We start from the raw sequence: 25,279 nt of genomic DNA, 5'->3' as shown, positions 1-25,279 counted from the left end.
ATACTGCTCTGATTCAGAATTTATATAAAAATCCGGGGCTGATTAGCCCCGGATCTTCTGAAATTTGTTCTGCTCTCTATTTAATAATTTGAAGTTCTTTCGGGAATTTGGTCAAAATTTCTACTCCGTCTGCTGTTACAGCAAGGTCATCCTCAATCCTCACTCCGGCAACACCTGGGATATAGATACCCGGTTCGATGGTGAAGACCATACCTTCTTCAAGCAAAAGCGGGTTTGTTTCCGTTAATGAAGGGTACTCATGCACGCTCACACCCAGCCCATGGCCTAATCGATGAGGGAAATAGTCGCCGTATCCGGCTTCTGCTATCAGGTTTCTTGCTGTCAGGTCAATATCTGCGCAAGTGACTCCCGGCTTGCTCGCTTCCACCGCTGCAAGCTGAGCTTTTAAGACCGTATCATAAATTTCTTTCTGTTTATCATTGATATCACCGTAGGCTACAGTTCTTGTAATATCTGAACAGTAGCCATTCCAGACAACTCCGAGGTCAAACAGCACTAAGTCCCCTTTTTGAATCTTCGTCATTCCTGGTGTGCCATGAGGGGAAGCGCCGTTAGCCCCCGTCAGGACCATGGTAGAAAAAGACATTTCATTAACGCCTTTTTTCTTTAATGCGTACTCTACGGCAGCCAGAACATCCAGTTCCGTTTTTCCTTCCTGGATCTCGGCACAGCCTGTTTCAATCGCAAAATCAGCCAGTGCACATGCTTCGCGGATGATTTCCAATTCTTTTTCATCCTTAACCATACGAAGCTGGCGAAGCTTTGCTTCTGCCGAAACGAATGAAGCACCGCTGAACAGGCCGGAGATGGCTTCATAACGTTCCACATTCATATGCTCTTTTTCAATTGCTGTTTTATTTACTTTTCTGATTCTTTTATGTATGGATGTATGGATAAATTCCCAAGGGTTTTGAATATCGCTGTAGCCAATAATTTCATGGCTCCAGCCAGCATTCTTGGCATCTTCTTTTTCCATAGCCGGACATACGAGGAATGGCTCTTCCTCCTGGAAAACAGCCAGTCCAAGCAAGCGTTCATGAGGGTCGCTTAAAAAGCCGCTTAAATAAAATACATTATCCGGTGATGTTACAAAAGTGACTTGTATATCATTTTCCTTCATCCACTGTGACAGTTTCTGCAATCTGTTATTCATAGTGAACCTCCTTATATATTCATACTTTGAGAGTAGCAACTAAAAACGAAAAGCGCAAGCGCCTTGGTCACGATAGAACGCAGACTAAAAGCGCCACGTCCTGTGGCAACGTCTGCATGACCCCCATCCTTCCAAAAGTTGTCGCTTTCGGTGGTGCGATGTTTATGCTGACGAAGCCTTCCTTGTCCTGGGGGCCTCAAGCACAAGACGAGCCTCCCGGAAAGGCGTTCTTTGCCTTTTTGGGAGGATTGCCCGAAATGTGGAGGCGACTGCCAAGGGAAGACAGGCATAAGACGGTTCCTGTAAGAAGGTGTTTTTTCCTTCTGAAAGTTAACGGCTTATGACCCCGAGTCCCTAGGAGCCGAAACTAGACAAGCTTGTGACCTCGAGGGGGCAGGCGCTCCTCCTAAAAGCTAACGCTTTTAGCCGTGCGATGATGATGCTGTCGAAGCGTTCCTTGTGGAGCTAGACAGTTATCCAACTTCAGAAATATATCTTTAACCATAGGATTGTAAACTTTTTAAAGATTGCCAATTCGGGTATATATAAAAAGGAAGCAGGAATAACTTGTTTTTCGTTGAAGTAACTTACATAACTTAAAATAGGAGAGGAGCATCAAATTGAAAGTATCATTTCATGGCCATTCAGTAGTAAAAATCGAATCACAGGGAAAAACCATTTTAATAGACCCCTTTATTACCGGAAATGGTTTGACAGACTTAAAAGCTGAGGATCAGAAGCCGGACGTCATCATTGTCACCCATGGACATGGTGACCATCTCGGGGACACGATTGAACTGGCAAAACGCAATGATTCTCTTGTCATTGCCAACTTTGAACTTGCCACCTATCTTGAGTGGCAGGGAGTAAAAGCGCATGGAATGTCGATCGGCGGCGGATTTAATTTTGACTTTGGAAGAGTCAAGCTGACACCGGCGTTTCATGGAACAGGTCTCGAGACGGAAAACCAGGAAATCATCTACCTGGGGATGCCTGCCGGAGTGCTCGTCACATTAGAAGGAAAAACCATTTATCATGCAGGGGATACTGGACTTTTCTCTGATATGAAGCTAATTGGCGACCGCCATCCGATCGATTTGGCATTTCTGCCGATTGGAGACAATTTTACAATGGGACCGGATGATGCAGCATACGCAGCAGAACTCCTGGGTGCCAAAAAGGTTGTTCCCATTCACTTCAACACATTTCCGCCAATCAGGCAGGATCCTCATAAATTCATCAGCATGCTCGAAGGTGGAGTCGGGCAGGTTCTCGAAGCAGGGGAATCAATCGAATTGTAATATGAAAACGCAGCTTCTAATGGAGGCTGCGTTTGTTTTTTTATAACTAAATCCCTGCCTGTCCGCATACATTTTAGGGAGGACAGGATAAAGGAGGAAGCGAAATTGAACAAAAACCGATATTTGCTATGCTTGCTGCTTTGCGGCTTGATGCTTTATTATGCAGCTCCAAGAATGGGCGTATTTAATGGAGGGACGGAAGGGATCTTTGCCATCAGCTGGCTGGCCCTTGCCCTTTTTGTCATTGCCGGAAACCTGACTGCATTGCTGTATGCGCCGAAAAGAGCTGCTGCTTCGGGGAAGCAGGTGCGCAAATTGGCAGACAGGAAGCGGGCGCACTCCTTAGGCAGGTAATGAAGATTGCCGGAGTCAATTGTATCAAGGCCTCTTTACCCTTATAATGAAAATAAGGAATAATTTGTAGAGGGTGAAAGTCTTGGCTACTAAGCATGAGCAAATATTACAATATATTGATGAACTGCCAATTGGAGAAAAGATATCGGTCAGACAGATCGCCAAGGCGCTCGCTGTGAGTGAAGGGACGGCATACAGAGCGATTAAGGATGCTGAAAATAAGGGATATGTCAGTACAATAGAACGTGTTGGGACAATAAGAATCGAGCGGAAAAAGAAAGAGAATATTGAGAAGCTTACTTTTGCAGAAGTTGTTAATATCGTAGACGGCCAGGTGCTTGGTGGAAGAGCAGGGCTTCATAAAACATTGAACAAATTTGTTATTGGGGCGATGAAGCTTGAAGCGATGATGAGATACACGGATGCCGGAAATCTGCTGATCGTCGGAAACCGGACACAGGCACACGAATTAGCTTTGAAGGCTGGCGCTGCTGTATTAATTACCGGGGGATTTGATACCGAAGACCATGTCAAAAAGCTGGCCGACGATTTGCAGATGCCTGTGATCTCAAGCAGTTATGATACCTTCACAGTGGCGACTATGATCAATCGGGCTATTTATGACCAGCTGATTAAAAAAGAGATTGTACTTGTTGAGGATATCCTGACTCCTCTGCAAGAGGCGATTTTTCTGAAAACAACCGATACAATTGCAGATTGGATGACATATAACCGCGAAACCGGCCACAGCCGATTCCCGGTTGTCGATAATAATCTCAAGGTGCAGGGAGTAGTTACTTCCAAGGATATCATGGGACATGACAAGGAAACGCTTATCGAAAAAATCATGACTAAAAACCCAATGACAGTTGGCGGAAAAACGAGCGTTGCTTCTTCCTCGCATATGATGGTGTGGGAAGGAATTGAATTGCTTCCAGTGGTGGATGAAGCGAATAAACTCGAAGGCATTGTAAGCCGCCAGGATGTGCTGAAGGCACTGCAGATGATACAAAGGCAGCCGCAGGTGGGTGAAACAATTGACGATATTGTCACCAGCCAGCTGGTTATGACACGGGGGAAAACAAAAGGGGATGACGTCTATCGCTGCGAGGTTACTCCGCAGATGACCAACCACCTTGGAACAATTTCCTATGGAGTCTTTACAACCATTGTATCGGAAGCAGCAAACAGAGTGTTAAGAAGCTATAAAAAGGGAGATCTCGTAGTTGAAAATATGACAGTCTATTTTATAAAACCTGTTCAGATTGACAGTATGCTTGAAATCTACCCCAAAGTCCTGGAAGTAGGGCGGAAGTTCGGTAAAGTGGATGTTGAAGTTTTTAACGAAGGTGTCCTTGTGGGTAAGGCGATGATGATGTGCCAGCTGATTGACAGACATTAAAAGAAATGCGTAAGCGCTTTGCCCAGGAAGGAACGCAGACTAAGATCGCCACGTCCTCCCAAAAGCTGCTGCTTTCGGTCGTGCGATGTTTATGCTGACGAAGCCTTCCTTGTCCGCGGGCCCTCAAGCACAAGACGAGCCTTTCGGAAAGCCGTCCTTTGCCTTTTTGGGAGGATTGCCCGAAATGTGGAGGCGACTGCTCAGGGACGACAAGCATAAGACGAGCCCTGCAAGAAGGTGTTCTTTCGTACTGGAAGGGATTGGCTAGTCTTTCGTCCCTAGGAGCCGAAACAAGCCAAGCTTGTGACCTCGAGGAGGTAGACGCTGGAGCTAGACAGTAATCCACGTTCAAAGATAAGCTTTAATACTAATAAACAAAAAGCCGCTCAAAATTGAACGGCTTTTTTGCATGGCTTCTTTCAGAAGTCCGGATATCTTTAATTCTTCCTTGCTGCTTCAGCTTCTTTCACAGCATAAGGCGTGTAAAATTTGTATGCTTTTATGCCGCCCCATATGCTTAGACCGCCAATAAGAATAAACACAATCGCCACAATGAGAGCAGTTGTTGTATCGTATAAAAACAGCTGATTAAGGCCAAATATGGCAACAAATGAACCCAGGGCAATTCTGGACTTGGCTGATATCCATTGTCTTTCAGCCGGCTGTCTGCTTCTGAAGAACTTTACTTTGTAGAAAATATAGAAAGAAAAAGAGAGTATAATCAGGATAACAAATATAGGCATTCCATAACCTCCAAGTTTCGACAATCTCTTATTATTCTACCTTCATTTTTAAAAAAATGCCATAAGCGTGCAGTGTTTTCTTTTTCTTTTCATGGTGGTATGGTAAAAATATAGTATTCAGAATAAAAGGAGCGCGCCATGAAACAGAAGATATTAGATGAAATAATAAAATATGAAACAATCATTATTCATAGGCATGTCCGTCCGGACCCGGATGCGTATGGTTCACAGGGGGGCCTTGCTGAAATCCTTAAGGCTTCATTTCCGGAGAAAGCGATCTTTACTGTCGGGCAGGAAGAAGAAACACTTCATTTTATGAGAAGGCTTGATGAAATATCTGATGATACATATAAAGGTGCGCTGGTCATTGTCTGTGATACAGCAAATGCAGAGCGGATATGTGATGGCAGATATGGAACGGGCAGCAAGCTGATTAAAATTGATCATCACCCTAATATGGATCCGTATGGGGATTTAATGTGGGTGGATACAGATGCAAGCTCTACAAGTGAAATGATTTATGAGTTTTATCTTTTCGGCAAAGAACAGGGACTAAAAATGTCTGATGAGGCGGCTAGGCTTTTATTTGCTGGAATAGTTGGCGACACCGGCCGTTTTCTTTATCCAAGCACAACAGAAAAGACGTTTGCCTTTGCGGGTGAACTGATACATTATAATTTTTCACGTCCGGAACTGTTTGATAAGATGTACGAGCTGGACGCAAATATTGTTAAACTGAAGGGATATGTGCTGCAGAATTTTGAGATGAGACCCAGCGGGGCTGCTGTAATGGTCCTGAAAAAGGAATTGCTCGAAGAATTTAAGGCGGTACCTTCCAAAGCATCCCTGCTCGTAAGCACTCTTGGCGATGTGAAGGGAATAAAAGCATGGGTTTTCTTTATCGAGGAAAGCGATCAAATCCGTGTACGGTTCCGTTCTAAGGGTCCAATAATCAATGAAATTGCAAGGAATTATAAAGGCGGAGGTCATCCTCTTGCTGCCGGAGCTTCCATTTATTCATGGGATGAGATGGAATCCGTTGTAAGAGACCTTGAGGCTGTCTGCAGAGACAACTGATATATGATGCCCGGCAAAAAAAGCCGGGCATTAATCCAGCATTATATTCAATTCAATTGAGACAGTGGTATAGATGACCAATTCTTTAACTTCCACCCGGTACCTTTTTTCGTTTACGCGATGTGTCTTATTCTCTATGATTTTTTTGATCAGTTCACTGCTTTTATATACAGTATCCATGTCTTTGGCAATCATCATGCTGATATCCTCTTTTATTTTATCTTCCAGCTGGAAAACACTGAAGGAATCCAGTTTATATTTTTCGCCGTTGACAATTTTAATGGAAATATCCTGGACAGTCAGTTTTTTCTGGTTTTCTTTATTTAATTTTTTGAATTCCTCCTGCCAGATTTCTTTATCTTTTTCCAATTCATAAATAGCATCCTGCTGAAGCTTGATTTCTTTGCTGTATCTCTCCTGCCATTGCCCAAAGATAAATAAAAAAATAAACCAGCTGATAATGCCTCCCAGCGCCATTCCTGCAAAAAAACGCTGCCAGGATGGCAATCGGTAGTAAGGCGGTATCCTCATGCTGAAATGTTCTCCTGAGTCAGCCAGTTAATGAGCATGGCGCCGGTCTGGGCCCCTCCGAGAGCAGAAAGAATCAGCATAAATTGCTTGAAGATATCCTTAGTCTGTCCGTCCATAACGCCTCTTTCAAAGCTGTAAACTGTATCAAAGGTCCCTCCTATCGCTGCAATGATGGCCCAAATGCGAATCATATTGGAAATCTGGAAGATTTGATTTAAAGGAGGCTTTCCTGTCAGAAAAGCAGCCATGCCGCCAATGATTGAACCTCCAATCAAAACACCGAACGCAATGAAATAGCTCTCAATTAAAGTGGAGAAAAAGGGCTGGGTATTCATATCATCCATCCTCGCTGCAGGAATGGTCCTGCCAGAATTATCTTGATACTTCATCATATGGACAAACTTATTAAAATATGTTTTTTTAGGTGCTGTTAAAAAGAGAACATATTTTCTTTTTGGAAACGGGCGTTCTATAATGAAAATAGCAGAAATTAAGGGTGTGAGAAACATGTCATTTATTCACCTTCATGTATATAGCGCATATAGCCTGCTGTCGAGCACGGCAAGAATAGAGCAGCTTGTGACGAGCGCAAGGGAAAATAGGTTTCCTGCCCTGGCTCTGACGGACCGAAATGTCATGTACGGGGCAGTCGCCTTTTATAAAGAATGTCTTAAGCAGTCCATAAAGCCGATCCTGGGACTCTCTGTGGATGTGCTAAGCGAGATATCTGAAGGCGAAGCTTATCCATTGGTCCTCCTGGCTAAAAACCGGCAGGGGTTTCAGAACTTATTAAAAATCACGAGCACGGTCCAGACAAAAACTCCTGAAGGCATTCCTGTTAAATGGCTTAAACACTATGCCGGAGGATTGTTTGCTTTAACTCCTGGCATAAATGGGGAGATCGAACAATCTCTTATGGCAGGTGAATACGGCCAGGCAAAAAGAACAGCTGACCTTTTCAGCAGCATTTTCGAGCCAAATTCTTTCTTCTTCGCTTTACAGGATCATGGGCTGCATGAAGAAAAAAAAATCCACGTCCCCCTGGTTAACCTTTCAGAAGAAACCAGAATTGGCATGGCGGCTTCAAATGGTGTCTGTTACATAAAAAAAGAGGAAGCTTTTGCCCATGAGTGCCTGCTGGCCATTAAAAATGGTGAAAAGCTTCAGAATGAAGATAGAGAACGGCTGAAGAGCAATGAGTATTACTTAAAGTCATCCGGGGAAATGGCGGAACTGCTATCAGAGTATCCGGATGCTTTAGAGAATACGATTATGATTGCTGAGCAATGCAATGTAATGCTTGAGCTGGATAAACAGAATCTTCCTAAATACCCTGCTGCAGGAGGCATAAGTGCCGATGAGCTATTGGAAGAAGTGTGCTGGCAGGGCTTTGCTGACAGATATCCGGATGGAGATGATGAGCATAAGAATCGGCTGCGGTATGAGCTGAACATTATCAGAAACATGAAATTCAGTGATTATTTTCTAATCGTTTGGGATTTTATGAAGTTCTCGAGGGAAAATGGCATTTTAACCGGTCCGGGACGGGGATCTGCAGCCGGTTCGATGGTTGCTTATGTCCTCTACATAACAGATGTGGATCCCATTGAGCATCAGCTCTTATTTGAGCGGTTCCTTAACCCGGAAAGAATCTCCATGCCTGATATTGATATTGATTTCCCGGATCACAGAAGGGATGAGGTAATTCGGTATGTATCCCAAAAATATGGAGAATTGCATGTGGCTCAAATTCTTACATTTGGGACCCTTGCTGCCAAAGCGGCACTCCGGGATGTCGGCAGGGCATTTGGGCTTAATCCTAAAGAGCTGGACATGCTTTCAAAAAGAATACCTTCCAAATTGGGCATCACTCTCAAGGAGGCCTACAAAGAATCTGAGCCTTTAAGAAGATTTACCCAGGAATCCGATTTAAATCGGAGACTATTTGACACAGCTGTCAAACTGGAAGGACTCCCAAGGCATACATCGACCCATGCAGCCGGAGTTGTCATCAGCGAGCATCCGCTTGTTGAGGCCATTCCAATTCAAAAAGGGCATGAAAATGTTTATTTGACCCAATATTCAATGGAGCATCTCGAGGATGTCGGCCTTTTAAAAATGGATTTTCTCGGTCTTAGAAACCTGACATTAATTGAGAATATCCTAAGCTCTATACAGAGAAAGACAGGCATACAGATTGATATAAAACAAATTCCCCTGGATGATGAGGATGTATACAGTCTTTTGGGAAGAGGAGATACAACAGGTATTTTCCAGCTTGAATCTGATGGGATGCGCAGTGTCCTGACAAGGCTTCAGCCAACGCGGTTTGAGGATATTGTGGCTGTCAATGCTCTTTATCGCCCAGGCCCAATGGAAAATATCCCTCTTTTTATTGACAGGAAGCACGGAAGGAAGCCAATCATATATCCTCATCCTGACTTGAAGCCTATTCTAGAAAATACGTATGGAGTCATTGTGTATCAAGAACAAATTATGCAAATCGCTGCAAGACTGGCCGGATTTTCATTGGGTGAAGCAGATTTGCTTCGGAGAGCAGTCAGCAAGAAGCAAAAAGAAGTGCTTGACCGTGAACGTGTCCATTTTGTTGGGGGAGCAGTCAATAAAGGCTATCATGAGCAAACCGCTCATGATATATATGACTTAATCGTCCGGTTCGCAAATTATGGATTCAACCGGAGCCATGCTGTTGCATATAGCTTCATAGCCTATCAGCTGGCTTATTTAAAAACTCATTATCCGCTTCACTTTATGGCTTCCCTGCTGACTTCAGCTATCGGAAATGAAGGCAGGATTGCCCAATATATCGGAGAACTGAGGCAGATGGGCTTAACGCTCAGCCCGCCTTCCATTAATAAAAGCGGCTACTCCTTTCTGGCAGAGAAAAATTCTATCAGATATAGCCTGGCTGCTATAAAAGGAATCGGTGCTGCAGCTTTAAGAGATATTTTTCAGGCGAGAAAAAACAAGCGCTTTGAAGATCTGTTTGATTTTTGCATAAGAGTTTCAACAAAAGCAGTAAATCGCAAAATCCTTGAATCGCTGGTTCATTCAGGCAGCTTTGATGAATTTGGAGAAGATAGAGCTGTTCTTCTGGCCAGCCTGGATGTAGCTGCGGAGCATGCCCAGCTGGTTTTGCCTGAAGATGATCAAGCTGATTTCTTTGAGGATGATGAATTTTTTCCTAAGCCTAAATATACAGAAGTAGATCCGATCCGTTCCGAGGACAAGCTGAAATTTGAAAAAGATGTGCTCGGTCTGTATTTATCAGATCATCCTGTTTCAATTTACGAATCCTATTTTTCCCTGCTGGAAGCCTGTCCGCTGACTGAACTCGAAAAAACGGTTAAGAAGGCAAAAACTGTTGCTTATTTATCCGAAGTAAAAAAAATCCGTACGAAAAAAGGCGAGCCAATGGCGTTTCTTTCCTTGAGCGATCAGACGGGAGATATGGAGGCAGTTGTGTTTCCAAAGGTGTTTAACCGGTTTTCAATGCTCTGCTCTCAGGGAAACATCGTCTTAGCGGAGGGAAAGCTGGAGGAACGGGACGGAAAAAAGCAGATGATTGTACAGCAACTCGATGATGTGAAGGAAGCCATTGAAAAAATGCAAAATAAAGATCCCGTATTGTATTTAAGGATTACTGAGGATCGGGAGACAACGGAAAATCTTCGTTTGCTCAAAGAATTATTTAAGAAAAATGAAGGCAGTGTTCAAGTGGTTTTGTATTATGAAACCTCCCGAAAAACCATTCGCCTGGGTGAAGAGGATCTGGTCTCTCCGACAGAGGATTTCCTTAATTTACTTATGCAGCTGCTTGGCCGGAGTAACGTGGTTTTAAAGTAATTACCCTTTACAACAATAACAATTATGGTATATTTGTAAGAAGAAAAATAAACTGGTCTGACCACTGTGAGCGAAAGAAAAGCCCTGCTCATTCTGATTCTGAAACAGAACTGCAGCAGAGTTTAAAGCATGTATTCGTCAAGTCTATGTTTATATATAATCCTATCCGGAATATGAGGAGTGAAAATTTTGACCTTACGTGAAGAAGCTTTGCATATGCATAGAGCTAATAAAGGGAAATTGGAATCTAAATCTAAAGTACAGGTGCGAAATGCCAAAGACTTAAGTCTTGCTTACTCACCGGGGGTTGCTGAGCCCTGCAAGGAGATTTATGATAAGCCCGAAACTGTCTATGAGTATACGATGAAAGGCAACATGGTCGCGGTTGTTTCCGATGGAACAGCAGTGCTGGGACTAGGAAATATCGGGCCGGAAGCTGCCCTGCCTGTAATGGAAGGTAAAGCTGTACTTTTCAAAAGTTTTGCAGGAGTGGATGCATTTCCAATTTGCCTTAATACGACAGACGTAGATAAAATTGTTGAGACTGTAAAACTTCTCGAGCCTACATTTGGAGGCGTAAACCTTGAAGACATTGCTGCTCCCAATTGCTTTTATGTAGAGGAGCGATTAAAGAAGGAAACAAACATTCCCGTTTTTCATGATGATCAGCATGGGACTGCTATTGTAACTGTTGCAGGCCTTGTAAATGCCCTGAAGATTTCCGGGAAGAAAATGAATGAAATTAAGGTTGTCGCAAATGGTGCCGGTGCTGCCGGGATTGCCATTATTAAACTTTTATACAGCTACGGTGTTCGCGATATCATTATGTGTGACACTAAAGGTGCTATTTATGAAGGCCGCCCGCAAGGTATGAATGAAATTAAAAATGAAGTTGCAAAGTACACGAATCGCGAGAATGCGAATGGAAGCCTTGCAGATGTTATTAAAGGGGCTGACGTATTCATCGGGGTTTCTGCTGCCGGAGCCCTGACGGCTGAGATGATTGGCACTATGAATCAGGATCCGATTATATTCGCCATGGCTAATCCAACTCCTGAAATTATGCCTGAAGAAGCAAAAGCGGCTGGGGCAATGGTGGTTGGAACTGGAAGATCCGACTTTCCAAACCAGGTAAACAATGTGCTGGCTTTCCCTGGAATCTTCCGCGGAGCACTGGATGTCCGAGCAACTCATATAAATGAGAAAATGAAAGTGGCTGCTGTAGAAGCCATTGCTAATTTGGTTCATCAGGATGAATTGAATGCAGATTATGTCATCCCGGGGCCATTCGATCCCCGTGTCGCACCGGAAGTTGCAGCTGCTGTAGCAAAGGCAGCTATGGAAACGGGCGTTGCCCGCATTAAAGTTGATCCTGAAGAAGTGAAGGAAAAAACGAAGCAACTTGCAGTCATTGGAAAAGGTGAGTGATTCCATAAGTGAATCCACCTCAAAATAACACGAAGGTTTATATCGGCATTGTCAAACAGCTTAGGACCATGATTGAACATGATGGTCTTAAGCCTGGAGATCGATTGCCTTCCGAAAGAGAGCTGTCAGAGCGCCTGGGTGTCGGGCGCTCTTCCGTTCGGGAAGCATTAAGAGCTCTTGAACTTCTTGGCTTAATTGAGACAAGGAGAGGCGAGGGAACTTTTATGAGGGATTTTAGGGGGCATCAGCTCGTACAGCTGCTCAGCACGTTTATTCTTCAGGATAAGAAATCTATAAGAGATGTTAAAGAAACCAAGTTTCTTATTGAACTTGATTGTTTATGGCTAATTATTCAAAAGGCTGATGAAGATCGGCTACTGAGGTTCAAAAAATGGACCCTGGAATCAGACTGCACAGATGATGACTTTTTTCTTGAAATCGTCACACTTGCAGATAATCATCTTTTCCTCCGTATTTGGATCATTCTCAAAGATTATTACAATTCTTTGGATTTAGAGAAAATGATGATCACCAAGGAGCAATATGCAGAGCTGGTTGATACCTTGATTTCCAGAAAAGATTCCGAAGTTATTCGTGTATATAGAAATTTAAGAAATTTGTCGAAGGATTAACGACAATTTTTTGCAGAATTAATTTTGGATATCATCTATATTTAAATAATCAGACAAGCATAAATGAAGCCTAGAAAAGTTAGGCATTCATTTTTACATCAGTGGTCTGACCACTGATGAAATTAATGGAAATGATTTAGCTATTATCAGGGAGGTTTCATCTTGCTTAAAGATATTTTTACTAAGACGAAGAAGAAGAAATATGCTACCATTCCATCGGAAACGGCAAAGCAGGATGTGCCGGAAGGAATCATGACAAAGTGTCCTAACTGCAAGAAAATCATGTATACCAAAGAATTGGTTAAGAACCTTAAAGTGTGTTTCCATTGTCATTACCACCATACTATGAATTCAAAAGAGCGTTTAGCAAGCTTTTTGGATGCTAATAGTTTTGAAGAAATTAACGCGAACATGATATCTGAAAATCCTCTGAATTTCCCGGATTATATTGAAAAGCTGGAGAAGGATCGGGAAAAGACAAAGATAAATGAAGCGGTAGTGACTGGGACAGGCACTGTAAACGGCCAAAAAATTGCAGTAGCTGTTATGGATTCCACATTCAGAATGGGAAGCATGGGTTCAGTAGTCGGAGAGAAAATTACCCGTGCCATTGAAAAAGCTGATGAATTGCAGGTTCCTTTTATTATATTTACCGCTTCAGGCGGTGCACGAATGCAGGAAGGAGTCTTGAGCCTGATGCAAATGGCCAAGACAAGTGTCGCACTAAAAAGATTCAGTGATAATGGAGGACTCATTATTTCAATCATGACTCACCCGACAACAGGCGGTGTATCTGCAAGTTTTGCTTCACTGGGCGACTATAATCTGGCAGAACCTGGTGCGTTGATTGGATTTGCGGGACGCAGGATCATAGAACAAACGATCCGTGAAGAATTGCCGGAAGACTTCCAGACAGCAGAATTCTTACTAAAATGCGGTCAATTGGATGCAGTAATACCTAGAACAGAGTTAAAAGAAAAAATATCAGCTATTTTATCCATACATCAACCAGGAGGTGACTTCCAATGGCAGGAGAATTAGAATTTGAGCGTCCGGTTATGGAACTGAAAAAAAAGATTGCTGAATTAAAAGAGTTTACCAAAACAGCCGATGTAGACCTATCTTCTGAGATAGAGAAGCTGGAAGCCAGGTTGGAAAAATTAGAAGCCGATATATATGAAAATATGAAACCGTGGGATCGTGTGCAGATTGCAAGGCATCCCGCAAGGCCGACTACACTGGATTATATCTCTCACCTTTTTGAGGATTTTTTCGAGTGTCATGGGGATCGTGCTTTTGGTGATGATGAGGCGATTGTTGGCGGTATCGCAAAGTTTAGGGGAGTTCCGGTTACTGTCATCGGCCACCAGCGGGGAAAAGACACAAAAGAGAATATCCGCAGAAATTTTGGCATGCCGCATCCCGAAGGATACCGCAAAGCATTAAGGCTTATGAAGCAGGCCGATAAATTCAGGAGGCCTATTATCTGTTTCATTGATACAAAGGGTGCCTACCCAGGGAAAGCTGCAGAGGAACGAGGACAGAGTGAGGCAATTGCCAAGAACCTGTTTGAAATGGCAAGCCTCAGAGTCCCGGTTATTTGTATCGTCATTGGGGAAGGCGGAAGCGGCGGAGCTCTTGCTCTTGGCGTAGGAAACCATATCCATATGCTCGAAAACTCCACTTATTCGGTTATTTCTCCAGAAGGAGCGGCTGCTATTCTTTGGAAAGATGCAACCCAGGCAAAAAAAGCTGCAGAATCCATGAGAATCACTGCACCGGATTTAAAGGAACTGGGTGTGGTGGATGAGATTATTGAAGAAGTAAAGGGCGGAGCCCACAAAGATGTAAAGGTTCAGGCTGCGGAAATTGGAGAAGTCCTTACTCACTCATTGAAGGATCTGATGGATCTTACTGAAGACCAGCTGATCAATCACCGGTACAACAAGTTCAAATCTATTGGCGAATATTCGTTTTTAAAGGAATTTATTGGGGTAAAATAAAAGCGTGCTTTCGGGCACGCTTTTATTTTTTTCATAGCTGGCTGTGCAGAAAGCGAGGGCCGGCTCAGGCGCTGGAGAGTCGCAATAATACTGTCTTTATAGTAGAAAAAAGCAGTTTTTTCTATATAAAACGCTTTCAGTATCCCGACAATTCTGTATTTCTTTGAAATTGTCTGATTAAGTTGAGATGCTCCCTTCTTCATGGTATTTTAGAAATATTCAATAGCGTTTTGTTCAATAATAAGATAAGCATAGAATGCTCTGCTTTACATTACATATAGAGAGCCTATATTACATACAGAATTTTCGGGCAGGCATGTACATTCTTTATAGGCTGTTAAAATACAGCACAGCAAGAAAACACGCTTTCTTATGGTGATATAAAAATTTGAGGTGATTATTGTGAAGAAAATAGGAGTCTTAACAAGCGGCGGCGATTCTCCTGGAATGAATGCGGCTGTACGTGCAGTTGTCCGTAAAGCGATCTATCATAATATTGAAGTGTATGGTGTTTATGGCGGATATTCCGGCTTGATGTCAGGAAATATTAAGAAGCTTGACCTCGGTTCGGTTGGAGATATCATCCATCGCGGCGGTACTGTTTTGCATTCAGCAAGAAGCGAAGAGTTCAAAACAAAAGAAGGCCAGCAAAAGGGCATTGATCAAATGAACAAGCATGGTATTGAGGGTCTTGTCGTAATTGGCGGGGACGGTTCATACCGTGGAGCCAAAGCTTTGACAGAGCATGGATTTCCCTGTGTAGGCGTACCTGGCACCATCGATAACGATATTCCGGGAACGCAATATACTATTGGCTTTGACACAGCATTAAATACGGTTATTGATGCAATTGATAAAATCCGTGATACAGCTACTTCTCATGAACGAACATTTATCATTGAAGTAATGGGAAGAGATGCAGGAGACATCGCTTTATGTGCAGGATTAGCAGGCGGTGCGGAAACAATCCTTATTCCTGAAGCCGGCTATAGTATGGATGAAATTGCAGAGAGATTGAAAAAGGGACATGAACGCGGCAAAAAACACAGTATCATTGTAGTTGCAGAAGGAGTCTGCAGCGGCGTGGAATTTGCCAAGCAAATCAAAGAAACAACAAATTTTGATACACGTGTTTCCGTGCTTGGTCATATGCAGCGGGGCGGTTCCCCAACTGCATTCGACCGGGTGCTGGCTAGCCGCCTGGGAGCTTATGCAGTTGAGCTTATTCTTGAAGGAAAAGGCGGACGTGCAGTAGGAATTCAAAATAATAAACTGGTTGACCATGATATAATTGAAATATTGGATAGAGAGCATACACTTGACCTGGATCTTTACAAACTCTCGAAAGAGCTGTCTATTTAATTTTGTCACATAATAAACCAGCACGCGGCTCCCAAAAGCCGCCTGTGCCGGTAATCTAGCTGTATTAATTCAGGAGGTAAATTATAATGCGTAAAACGAAGATCGTTTGTACTATTGGACCTGCCAGTGAAAGTGTTGAAAAGTTAACACAGCTTATTGAAGCAGGCATGAATGTTGCCCGGTTGAATTTTTCCCATGGTGATTTCGAGGAACATGGCCAGCGAATTCAAAATATCCGTGAAGCTTCAGCAAAGACCGGCAAAACTGTAGCCATCCTTTTGGACACTAAAGGGCCGGAAATCCGCACAAATAATATGGCGGGTGGCGCGATTGAACTGAGCGCTGGGGAAAACATTATTATTTCCATGAACGAGGTTGAAGGAACAGCAGATAAGTTTTCTGTTACATACGCAGGCCTTATTGAAGATGTGGGCACAGGAAGCAAAATTTTGCTTGATGACGGTTTAATTGGTCTGGAAGTGACAAAAATTGATAAGGCCAACAGTGAAATCCACACAAAAATTTTAAATAGCGGAACACTTAAAAATAAAAAAGGAGTCAATGTTCCAGGTGTTTCTGTCAATCTTCCCGGCATAACAGAGAAAGATGCGCAGGACATCATTTTCGGAATTGAACAGGGCGTCGATTTCATTGCCGCTTCTTTTGTCCGCAGAGCATCTGATGTTTTGGAAATCAGACAGCTGCTTGAAGAGCACAATGCATCATATATCAACATCATTCCTAAGATTGAAAATCAGGAAGGTGTAGATAATATTGAAGAAATTCTTGAAATTTCTGACGGACTTATGGTAGCACGCGGAGACCTCGGAGTTGAAATTCCAGCAGAAGAGGTGCCGCTCGTACAAAAGAAATTAATTAAAAAATGCAATGCACAGGGGAAACCAGTCATTACTGCAACACAAATGCTCGATTCGATGCAGCGCAACCCGCGACCTACACGCGCAGAAGCGAGTGATGTAGCAAATGCCATTTTTGATGGTACTGATGCGATCATGTTATCCGGTGAGACGGCTGCGGGCTCTTATCCTGTCGAGGCTGTGCAGACAATGCACAACATTGCATCAAGAGCGGAATCTGCATTAGATCATAAAGAAATTCTGTCAAATCGCAGCAAAGATAATGAGCATAACATTACTGATGCAATTGGAGAATCAGTGGCACATACAGCTCTAAACCTGGATGTCAACGCAATTATCACTCCGACTGAAAGCGGCCATACAGCTAGGATGATTTCCAAGTATCGTCCTAAAGCACCAATCGTTGCCGTTACTTCTAATGACCATGTGTCACGGCGTTTATCTTTAACATGGGGTGTATACCCTCAAATTGGCCAGAAAGCATCTACAACAGACGATATGCTTGATATCGCCGTTGAAGAAAGCTTGAACAGCGGAATTGTTGCTTCAGGAGATTTAGTTGTAATCACAGCAGGAGTTCCTGTGGGTGAAGCAGGTACCACCAACTTAATGAAAATTCATGTAGTGGGGGACATTCTTGCTAAGGCACAAGGAATCGGGCGTAAATCAGCCTTTGGAAAAGTCGTTGTGGCAAGAAATGCAGAGGAAGCATTAGCGAAGGTAACAGAAGGCTCTATTCTGGTTACAATTGGCTCAGACCGTGAAATGGTGCCTGCGATTGAGAAATGCAGTGCGCTTATTACAGAAGAAGGCGGGCTTACAAGCCATGCCGCTGTTGTCGGCCTTAATATTGGTATACCTGTCATTGTAGGGGTTGAAAATGCAACAAGCCTTTTAAAAGATGGACAGGAAATCACAGTTGACTCTCAGCGCGGTGTAATTTACAACGGCCATGCAAGCGTATTATAATTTGAATTTGTAGAAGGAAGGGGGCTCCCTTCCTTTTTTTACTTTGCGGGACAAATAGTTATATTCTCAGTGCCTTGTCTGATATAATAATGGTAAGTCTTAAACAAAATAGAGGTGGCTTAATGCGCTACATTCTTTTGCTGATGATAATCGTTCCAGCTGCTGAAATTGGAGTTTTACTTCTTTCAGGCAACACCATTGGGCTATGGCCTACACTTGCGATTATCCTGCTTACAGGTGTTCTCGGTGCTTATCTCGCTAAAAAGCAGGGTCTTGAAGCAATCAGAAAAATCCAGGATCAGCTGCGATACGGGCAAATGCCTGGTGATGCTATTCTTGAAGGGGCCTGCATCCTTATTGGCGGGACGCTGCTTCTGGCACCCGGTTTCATTACAGATGCATTAGGTTTTACTTTGCTTCTTCCTTCTACAAGAAAAGTCCTTAAAAACATGCTTTATATAGGGCTGAAAAAATGGATGAACAAGGGAACGATCACGATAATCAGGTAAAGATAGCTATATATAAAGCCGCTCCGATTCATAGGAGCGGCTGGTTTAATTTACTGGAATATGACAATCCCATGGTTATTATCCCGCTCAGTGGAACTATTGCCATTGTGCGGTGACATTTAACTCTTTTGGTTAGGCAAGTGCCCTGTATCCAATCCTCAGCATAGCATGACTTAAGGGGATGCCAAAATTTATGACCCTAATCGGCTTTTTCATTGCCTTTTATAAATAACCAGATATCTCTGAATACCCCAGCTTTATGAAGAGTAGTGAGGAGGACAAGAGTAACCGGACCTGCAATCAGGCCCAGAAAGCCTATCAGCTTAAAACCGGCAAATAAAGCAATCAGGGTTGCTAATGGATCAAGCCCGATGCTTGATGAAAGAATCTTTGGCTCCATTATCTGGCGCTGGACCAAAACGATGATATAAAGAATGCCCAGCCCGAGTGCCCTGCTCATTTCTCCGCCGATTGCCTCAAATATAATCCACGGCACAAAAATCAGCCCTGTTCCGAGATAGGGAATAATATCTACAAGGCCAGTCACAAGTGCAATTGTGATGGCATAATCGACACGCAGAATCAGAAGTCCGGCAAGTATGATAACCGTAGTAATAGATACTAAAGTAGCCTGTGCCTTGACGAAACCAAATAAAGCCTTCTGCAGATCGGCAAATACGGTTCTGCCGCTTTTTTTTGCGCGGCTGGGCAGCATGCGGCTGAAAATACCTGAAAGCCTGTGCCAATCCTTGCTTATAAAAAAAGTGGCCAGCAGCGAGAAGATCAGGACAGTTGCAGCATTGGGAAACCATGAAAGAATGTTTGGGATTTTCTCGAAAAATGCCTGGATAAAATCTCCCAGTGTAGACCCAAATTGCTTCCCGACATTTTCTATATTCGTCATAATGGTATCCTGCTGTCCTGTTCCCAAGTTATTAAATAAACTTGCCAGCTGGTTATAAAGAGGAATGATTTGCCCTGCAAAGAATTGCTCAACAAAACCTATTAAGGTATCAAGGTGCTGAGGTACTACTTTTGCTAAATAATCGGCACCTGATACGATCTCAGCCACCAGCAATGTGATTAATCCGGCAAAAATGGCAAAGATAATAATCAGTGCAATGAGCACTGCAAGAGCCCTTGGTAATTTCCATTTAACCTCCATTATATTGACCAAAGGGTTAATTAGAAAGGCAATGGCCAGTCCAATAATGAAAGGATAAGTCACTTTGGATAAATATAGGAAAGCATAGAGACTTAAGATCACCACTCCAATGACAAAGAAAAATCTTACGGTCCGATAGATATATGCCGGGTTCAAGTAATAGCCTCCTTATTAAATTTGAACAGACTAAGTCATTGCAGCTTTACTTTATGTAATGTTATTAGTCATATCATACATCATTTTTTCAAGAGCTTAAAATAATTAGATATATTCTATTAGTACTTATTCTATTTTTAAATATCAGGCAAAGAACCCGGAAATTATTAAATTGATTTAAATTATGTTACGATAATATAGAAAGCTGGCAGGTGAATTAGCAGATGTTTTCCCAATCACTCATTTTTTTGTTTCTATTGCTGGGGATAGGTGTAATAGCAAAAAATCAATCACTGATCATTGCTGTCTTTGTTTTGATTGTCCTTAAAGCAGCCGGCTTGGATTCAAAAACTTTTTCATTTCTGCAGTCCAAGGGAATTAACTGGGGTGTAACCATTATTACCATTGCTGTCCTTGCACCTATAGCCAGTGGTGAAATCGGCTTCCGGGATTTAGGCGGAGCATTTAAATCTCCTTATGCGTGGGTTGCTCTAGTCTCGGGGATTGCAGTTGCGCTTCTGGCAAAAGGCGGCATCGTATTGCTGGCTGAAGATCCCCATATTACAACAGCTCTTGTTCTGGGGACCATTCTTGCTGTCTCCCTTTTTAAAGGCATTGCCGTCGGTCCTCTCATAGGAGCAGGGATTGCGTATATGGCAATGAAAGTCTTTGAGCTTTTTAAATGAAATGTTCTTAGATCCTTCATTGCCTTTGGGCAATAATGCAAATAAACTTTTCTTGAAAAATAATATTTTTTAACAAATTAAGTGCTTTTCATTCACAAAAGTCAGATAATTGTTTATAATAGGACTTGTAAGCGTAACCTATTTCACGGTACCTATTAAATTCAGTTAAGCTCTATTAAAATGTTATTAATATATTTATTTTTTCATTTTTGGAAAAATGTAAGCATTTTCTTTTTTTTTAAGTAAGTACCGAGCAACCGCTCGATTAATGCATGCCAATTGAAAGTTTATTTCTTCCATATATCGGGAGTTCACCAAATGATGGTTTCACCTTTCATAAATTTGGTCTGTAGATCGGCTGATAAAGCCGGCTTTTCATTGGCTGTCCTGCAGCCCTATAAAAGTGTCCCAAAAAGATAAAGCAGAATGTGGACATGACGAGGAAGCTTTTCTGAAAGATGAAAAATCAGGTTCGGCTTACTTATGTTTAATGTACAGACAAAAATGGGTATGGGGAAATTTTATTATGTAAAGGAGAGATTCGGTATGACAGTAACACGCGGTCTTGAAGGGGTAGTAGCTACTACTTCGTCTATCAGCTCCATCATAGACGATACATTAACCTATGCTGGCTACAATATTGATGATTTGGCTGAAAATGCAAGCTTTGAAGAGGTTATTTATCTTTTATGGCACAGAAAGCTTCCTGCTAAAACCCAACTGGATGAGTTAAAGAGTCAGCTTGCAGCAAACTACTCTCTTCCAGAGGAAGTTCTGAACCATTTTAAAACATATCCAATTGACAAAGTGCATCCAATGGCTGCCCTTCGTTCTGCAGTGTCTCTATTAGGACTTTATGATGAAGAAGCAGACCAGATGGATGAAGAAGCAAACTATAAAAAAGCAGTTCGCCTTCAAGCTAAAATGCCTGCTATCGTAACGGCATTTGCAAGAGTAAGAAAAGGCCTTGAACCAATTGCTCCTAGAACAGATCTTGGATTTGCAGCCAACTTCCTATACATGCTTACAGGCGAAGAGCCTGAACCAATCGCAATTGAAGCATTTAATAAAGCGCTGGTTCTTCATGCGGACCATGAACTGAATGCCTCCACGTTCACTGCACGGGTATGTGTAGCTACTTTGTCAGATATTTATTCAGGAGTTACAGCTGCTATTGGCGCATTGAAAGGACCATTGCATGGCGGTGCCAATGAGGCGGTAATGAAGATGCTTACTGATATCGGCACTCTTGAAAATGTAGAACCGTATATCCGTGAAAAGCTTGAAAAGAAAGAGAAAATCATGGGCTTTGGCCATCGTGTTTACCGTCAGGGCGATCCTCGTGCCAAGCACTTAAGGGAAATGTCTAAAAAGCTTACAGAACTTACTGGAGAACCACACTGGTACGAAATGTCCACGCAAATTGAAGCGATTGTTACCGGGGAGAAAAAACTTCCGCCAAATGTCGACTTCTATTCTGCTTCTGTTTACCATAGCCTGGGAATCGACCATGACCTGTTCACGCCGATTTTTGCCGTAAGCCGTGTATCTGGCTGGCTGGCTCATATTCTCGAACAATATGAAAATAATCGTTTGATCCGCCCGCGTGCAGACTATACAGGTCCGGGAATGCAAAAATACGTGCCAGTAGAGCAAAGAGGTCTTTAATAGGCTGAAAAAACAGATTAAAAGAACTAAAATGACTACTCAGCATTTTACTTTTTATCAAAAAATTGATGTAATAGAGAGAGCAGGGAAAAGGTTAGGGGCAAATGCCTTCTAACCTTTGATTCTGATATACTGATGCAGCATTATGCCGAAGACTATATAAATAAAAAGGCTGATGCTTGCACTTTTCAAAATGGAGGGTATAACAATGCAAGGTGAAAAAATCACAGTTACTAATGGTGTACTAAACGTACCAAACAATCCAATCGTTCCTTTTATCGAAGGAGACGGAACAGGACCAGATATTTGGGCGGCAGCTTCCCGTGTATTGGATGCATCTGTAGAAAAAGCATACAAAGGTGAGCGCAAGCTTGTCTGGAAAGAAGTGTTAGCAGGAGAAAAAGCCTTCAACCAGACTGGAGAGTGGCTTCCTTCTGAAACACTTGATGTGATCAATGAATATCTTATTGCGATTAAAGGTCCATTAACAACACCAATCGGCGGCGGAATCCGTTCTCTAAACGTTGCGCTTCGTCAGGAGCTTGACCTGTTTGTGTGCCTGCGTCCGGTCCGCTGGTTTGAAGGAGTTCCTTCTCCAGTTAAACGCCCTCAGGATACTGATATGGTTATTTTCCGTGAAAATACTGAAGATATTTATGCCGGCATTGAGTATGCAAAAGGTTCTGATGAGGTTAAAAAGCTAATCTCATTCCTTAAGGATGAAATGGGTGTTAATAAGATTCGCTTCCCGGAAACATCAGGCATCGGCATTAAGCCTGTTTCAGAAGAGGGAACGAGCCGCCTTGTACGTGCTGCTATTGAGTATGCCATTAAAGAAGGCCGTAAATCTTTAACACTTGTACATAAAGGCAATATCATGAAATTTACTGAAGGCGCCTTTAAGAACTGGGGTTATGAGCTTGCTGAAAGAGAGTACGGAGAAAAAGTATTCACTTGGGCTCAATATGACCGCATTAAGGATGAGCAGGGTGTTGAAGCTGCAAACAAAGCTCAGGCAGATGCAGAAGCAGCCGGCAAAATTATTGTTAAAGATGCGATTGCTGATATTTTCCTTCAGCAGATCCTTACCCGTCCAAAAGAGTTTGATGTTGTTGCAACAATGAACTTGAACGGTGATTATATTTCTGATGCGCTTGCTGCACAGGTAGGCGGAATTGGTATTGCTCCTGGAGCAAACATTAACTATGAAACAGGACATGCGATCTTCGAAGCAACACATGGTACAGCTCCGAAGTATGCTGGCCTTGATAAGGTTAATCCTTCATCTGTTATTCTTTCAGGTGTATTAATGCTTGAGCACCTTGGATGGAACGAAGCTGCAAACATGATCGTTAAATCTATGGAGAAATCTATTGCTTCTAAAGTCGTAACATATGACTTTGCGCGTCTAATGGATGGAGCAACAGAAGTAAAATGCTCTGAATTTGCCGACGAACTAATTAAAAACATGGAATAAAAAAGTAAAAGCGCCTTTAATAAAAGGCGCTTTTGACTAATATACTATTCATGCAGTGCTATTTTGTGTGCTTCCCTGAGGAAACTTCTTTTGCCGGGCAGCTGGCGATTCTCTGAAATTGTGTATATAGGAAGGCTGTTCCTTGTAACAGCCTCTTACATAAAGGATACAAATCCTGAAACTTTCATTTCCAAAAGGAGGAACTGCTCATGTCATTGAAACGCAAAAAGATTTCTGTAATCGGTGGAGGATTTACTGGAGCAACAACTGCATTCTTACTGGCTCAGAAGGAACTTGGTGATGTCGTGCTGGTCGATATTCCGCAAATGGAAAACCCTACAAAGGGAAAAGCTCTTGATATGCTTGAAGCAAGTCCTGTTCAGGGATTCGATTCGAATATCACAGGTACTTCAAACTATGAAGATACACAAGACTCTGACATTGTAGTTATTACAGCAGGTATTGCACGGAAGCCGGGCATGAGCCGTGATGACCTTGTACAAACGAACCAGAAGATTATGAAAAGTGTAGCGCAGGAGATTGCAAAACATTCTCCAAATAGCTATATTGTTGTGCTTACTAATCCAGTGGATGCGATGACTTATACAGTTTTCAAGGAATCAGGCTTCCCGAAAAACCGTGTAATTGGCCAGTCAGGTGTTCTTGACACAGCTCGCTTCCGGACATTTGTCGCGCAGGAACTGAATTTGTCTGTTAAAGACATTACAGGGTTTGTACTTGGCGGACATGGTGATGACATGGTTCCGCTAGTCCGCTATTCATATGCTGGCGGCATTCCTTTAGAATCATTAATTTCAAAAGATCGTCTAGATGCCATTGTCGAGCGTACACGCAAAGGCGGAGGAGAGATCGTCAACTTATTAGGGAACGGAAGTGCCTACTATGCTCCAGCTGCTTCCCTAGTGGAAATGTGTGAAGCTATCCTTAAAGATCAGCGCCGCGTACTGCCTTCCATTGCTTACCTTGAAGGAGAATATGGCTACGAAGGAATCTATCTTGGTGTGCCTGCAATCCTTGGAGCAAACGGAATCGAAAAAGTAATAGAGCTTGAACTGACAAGTGAAGAAAAAGCTGCCCTTGATAAGTCGGCAGATTCAGTTCGCAAGGTAATGGAAGTATTAGCTTACTAGGATGTTCTAATCTATGTGAAGAAAATCCGGGGATTTTTCCCGGATTTTTTTTACTGGAAGCCCTTTTGGGAAATAGTATAAAATGATATCATATAGAAAATAGACTGAATAATTTAAAATATTGAGCAGTCTATTTTTTTACAGTGATTATGTAAACGGTTACAACACTCGGAGGTGCTTAGCTATGCTGCTTGGAAAGAAAAGAAAATTGGGAAGAACCATTGAAGAAATATCTGTAGGCGAAAAATTGACGCTGACAGAAAAAATAGAAGACAAGGACCTATTGCTGTATCTGGGCCTGACAAACGATGCAAACCCTTTATATATTCAGCATGATTATGCTTCACAAACACCTTATAAAAAACCAATTGTACCAAGTGTTATGCTGAATGGCATCATAAATTCTGCCATATCAAAATATTTGCCGGGCCCTGGAAGCCATGTTTTAAAACAGGACATCGAGTACTCAAAGCCTGTCTATCATTATGGTACGGTTCAATTTTTATTTGAAGTAATAGAAGTGAACACCTCAAATCATACCGTGCAAATTAAGGTACAGGGAACAAATGAAGAGGACCAGACAGTTATTAATGGACAGCTCCTTGTATGCCCGCCATACAAGCCTCAGCCAATGGATGGAAATGCTTTGGACAATTTCTGATAGTCAAAAGATGTGCAGCATATGCACATCTTTTTTTATGAAATCCATCCTTTCCAGCAATTGACCCGAAAAACATCATGAAATA

Annotated in this window: 22 protein-coding genes; 17 read left to right on the top strand and 5 right to left on the bottom strand. The window is 42.5% G+C overall.

What is annotated here, in order from left to right:
* Positions 1-76: 76 nt before the first annotated feature.
* The gene (locus NAF01_RS20025; protein WP_250801018.1) at positions 77-1,174 is read right to left on the bottom strand and encodes a M24 family metallopeptidase; all 1,098 of its coding nucleotides are present in this window, start codon (positions 1,172-1,174) and stop codon (positions 77-79) included.
* Positions 1,175-1,794: 620 nt separating this feature from the next.
* Here NAF01_RS20025 and NAF01_RS20020 point away from each other — a divergent pair.
* The 3 genes from NAF01_RS20020 to NAF01_RS20010 all read left to right on the top strand — a co-directional run bounded on the left by NAF01_RS20020 (position 1,795) and on the right by NAF01_RS20010 (position 4,231).
* Positions 1,795-2,475 (top strand): metal-dependent hydrolase, encoded by a 681-nt coding sequence (locus NAF01_RS20020; RefSeq protein WP_197213138.1) that lies wholly within the window; start codon positions 1,795-1,797, stop codon positions 2,473-2,475.
* A 105-nt stretch (positions 2,476-2,580) separates the two neighbouring features.
* Positions 2,581-2,829, top strand: a complete 249-nt coding sequence (locus NAF01_RS20015) for a hypothetical protein (RefSeq protein WP_250801017.1) — start codon at positions 2,581-2,583, stop codon at positions 2,827-2,829.
* A gap of 82 nt (positions 2,830-2,911) precedes the next feature.
* A complete protein-coding gene (locus tag NAF01_RS20010; protein ID WP_048008356.1) occupies positions 2,912-4,231 on the top strand; it encodes a CBS domain-containing protein in 1,320 nt (439 codons plus the stop codon).
* Positions 4,232-4,668: 437 nt separating this feature from the next.
* Here the strand turns inward: NAF01_RS20010 and NAF01_RS20005 are convergent, their stop codons facing one another.
* Positions 4,669-4,974 carry a YtpI family protein gene (locus NAF01_RS20005; RefSeq protein ID WP_250801016.1) on the bottom strand — a complete coding sequence of 102 codons (306 nt, stop codon included), beginning with the start codon at positions 4,972-4,974 and terminating at the stop codon, positions 4,669-4,671.
* A 138-nt stretch (positions 4,975-5,112) separates the two neighbouring features.
* On the opposite strand from NAF01_RS20005, the gene NAF01_RS20000 reads away from it, so the two are divergent.
* A complete protein-coding gene (locus tag NAF01_RS20000) occupies positions 5,113-6,051 on the top strand; it encodes a DHH family phosphoesterase (RefSeq protein ID WP_250801015.1) in 939 nt (312 codons plus the stop codon).
* Between the two features lie 30 nt (positions 6,052-6,081).
* Here the strand turns inward: NAF01_RS20000 and ytrI are convergent, their stop codons facing one another.
* Positions 6,082-6,582: a sporulation membrane protein YtrI gene (gene ytrI, locus NAF01_RS19995; RefSeq protein WP_048008360.1), complete on the bottom strand. Its 501-nt coding sequence runs from the start codon at positions 6,580-6,582 to the stop codon at positions 6,082-6,084.
* Positions 6,579-6,974 carry a sporulation membrane protein YtrH gene (locus NAF01_RS19990; RefSeq protein WP_309229251.1) on the bottom strand — a complete coding sequence of 132 codons (396 nt, stop codon included), beginning with the start codon at positions 6,972-6,974 and terminating at the stop codon, positions 6,579-6,581. The genes ytrI and NAF01_RS19990 overlap by 4 nt, the downstream gene beginning before the upstream one ends.
* A 115-nt stretch (positions 6,975-7,089) precedes the next feature.
* Here NAF01_RS19990 and dnaE point away from each other — a divergent pair, with 115 nt between their 5' ends.
* The 8 genes from dnaE (at position 7,090) to NAF01_RS19950 (ending at position 18,230) form a co-directional block, all read left to right on the top strand.
* Entirely contained in the window at positions 7,090-10,449 is a 3,360-nt protein-coding gene (dnaE, locus tag NAF01_RS19985) for a DNA polymerase III subunit alpha (RefSeq protein WP_250802504.1), read from the top strand.
* Between the two features lie 189 nt (positions 10,450-10,638).
* Positions 10,639-11,877, top strand: coding sequence for an NADP-dependent malic enzyme (locus NAF01_RS19980; RefSeq protein ID WP_250801014.1), 1,239 nt, complete (start codon positions 10,639-10,641; stop codon positions 11,875-11,877).
* Between the two features lie 8 nt (positions 11,878-11,885).
* Positions 11,886-12,509 (top strand): FadR/GntR family transcriptional regulator, encoded by a 624-nt coding sequence (locus NAF01_RS19975; protein ID WP_082138924.1) that lies wholly within the window; start codon positions 11,886-11,888, stop codon positions 12,507-12,509.
* 162 nt (positions 12,510-12,671) lie between these two features.
* On the top strand, positions 12,672-13,550 hold the full coding sequence (gene accD, locus NAF01_RS19970) for an acetyl-CoA carboxylase, carboxyltransferase subunit beta (protein ID WP_048008363.1): 879 nt from the start codon (positions 12,672-12,674) through the stop codon (positions 13,548-13,550).
* Entirely contained in the window at positions 13,535-14,512 is a 978-nt protein-coding gene (gene accA / locus NAF01_RS19965; protein ID WP_048008364.1) for an acetyl-CoA carboxylase carboxyl transferase subunit alpha, read from the top strand. Before accD ends, accA begins: the two co-directional genes overlap by 16 nt.
* Positions 14,513-14,914: 402 nt before the next feature.
* Positions 14,915-15,874 carry a 6-phosphofructokinase gene (gene pfkA / locus NAF01_RS19960; protein WP_048008365.1) on the top strand — a complete coding sequence of 320 codons (960 nt, stop codon included), beginning with the start codon at positions 14,915-14,917 and terminating at the stop codon, positions 15,872-15,874.
* Between the two features lie 86 nt (positions 15,875-15,960).
* On the top strand, positions 15,961-17,721 hold the full coding sequence (gene pyk / locus NAF01_RS19955) for a pyruvate kinase (RefSeq protein WP_250801013.1): 1,761 nt from the start codon (positions 15,961-15,963) through the stop codon (positions 17,719-17,721).
* Between the two features lie 122 nt (positions 17,722-17,843).
* A complete protein-coding gene (locus NAF01_RS19950; RefSeq protein ID WP_222497603.1) occupies positions 17,844-18,230 on the top strand; it encodes an FxsA family protein in 387 nt (128 codons plus the stop codon).
* A 199-nt stretch (positions 18,231-18,429) separates the two neighbouring features.
* On the opposite strand, the gene ytvI is transcribed toward NAF01_RS19950, so the two are convergent.
* Positions 18,430-19,551: a sporulation integral membrane protein YtvI gene (gene ytvI / locus NAF01_RS19945; RefSeq protein ID WP_250801012.1), complete on the bottom strand. Its 1,122-nt coding sequence runs from the start codon at positions 19,549-19,551 to the stop codon at positions 18,430-18,432.
* 224 nt (positions 19,552-19,775) lie between these two features.
* On the opposite strand from ytvI, the gene NAF01_RS19940 reads away from it, so the two are divergent.
* The 5 genes from NAF01_RS19940 to NAF01_RS19920 all read left to right on the top strand — a co-directional run bounded on the left by NAF01_RS19940 (position 19,776) and on the right by NAF01_RS19920 (position 25,194).
* Positions 19,776-20,237 (top strand): DUF441 domain-containing protein, encoded by a 462-nt coding sequence (locus NAF01_RS19940; protein ID WP_048008369.1) that lies wholly within the window; start codon positions 19,776-19,778, stop codon positions 20,235-20,237.
* A gap of 546 nt (positions 20,238-20,783) precedes the next feature.
* Positions 20,784-21,905 (top strand): citrate synthase, encoded by a 1,122-nt coding sequence (gene citZ, locus NAF01_RS19935; RefSeq protein ID WP_048008370.1) that lies wholly within the window; start codon positions 20,784-20,786, stop codon positions 21,903-21,905.
* Positions 21,906-22,113: 208 nt separating this feature from the next.
* Positions 22,114-23,382: an NADP-dependent isocitrate dehydrogenase gene (gene icd, locus NAF01_RS19930; RefSeq protein ID WP_197208041.1), complete on the top strand. Its 1,269-nt coding sequence runs from the start codon at positions 22,114-22,116 to the stop codon at positions 23,380-23,382.
* Between the two features lie 209 nt (positions 23,383-23,591).
* Complete coding sequence (gene mdh, locus NAF01_RS19925; RefSeq protein ID WP_048008372.1) at positions 23,592-24,533, top strand: malate dehydrogenase; 942 nt, start codon at positions 23,592-23,594, stop codon at positions 24,531-24,533.
* Between the two features lie 184 nt (positions 24,534-24,717).
* Positions 24,718-25,194, top strand: a complete 477-nt coding sequence (locus NAF01_RS19920) for a MaoC/PaaZ C-terminal domain-containing protein (RefSeq protein WP_048008373.1) — start codon at positions 24,718-24,720, stop codon at positions 25,192-25,194.
* The last annotated feature ends 85 nt before the right edge of the window (positions 25,195-25,279 follow it).

Source organism: Cytobacillus firmus, assembly GCF_023657595.1.
Classification (GTDB): Bacteria; Bacillota; Bacilli; order Bacillales; family Cytobacillaceae; genus Cytobacillus; species Cytobacillus firmus_B.
The sequence above is the reverse complement of the archived record's forward strand: the minus strand, read 5'-3'. Positions and strand labels throughout refer to the sequence as shown.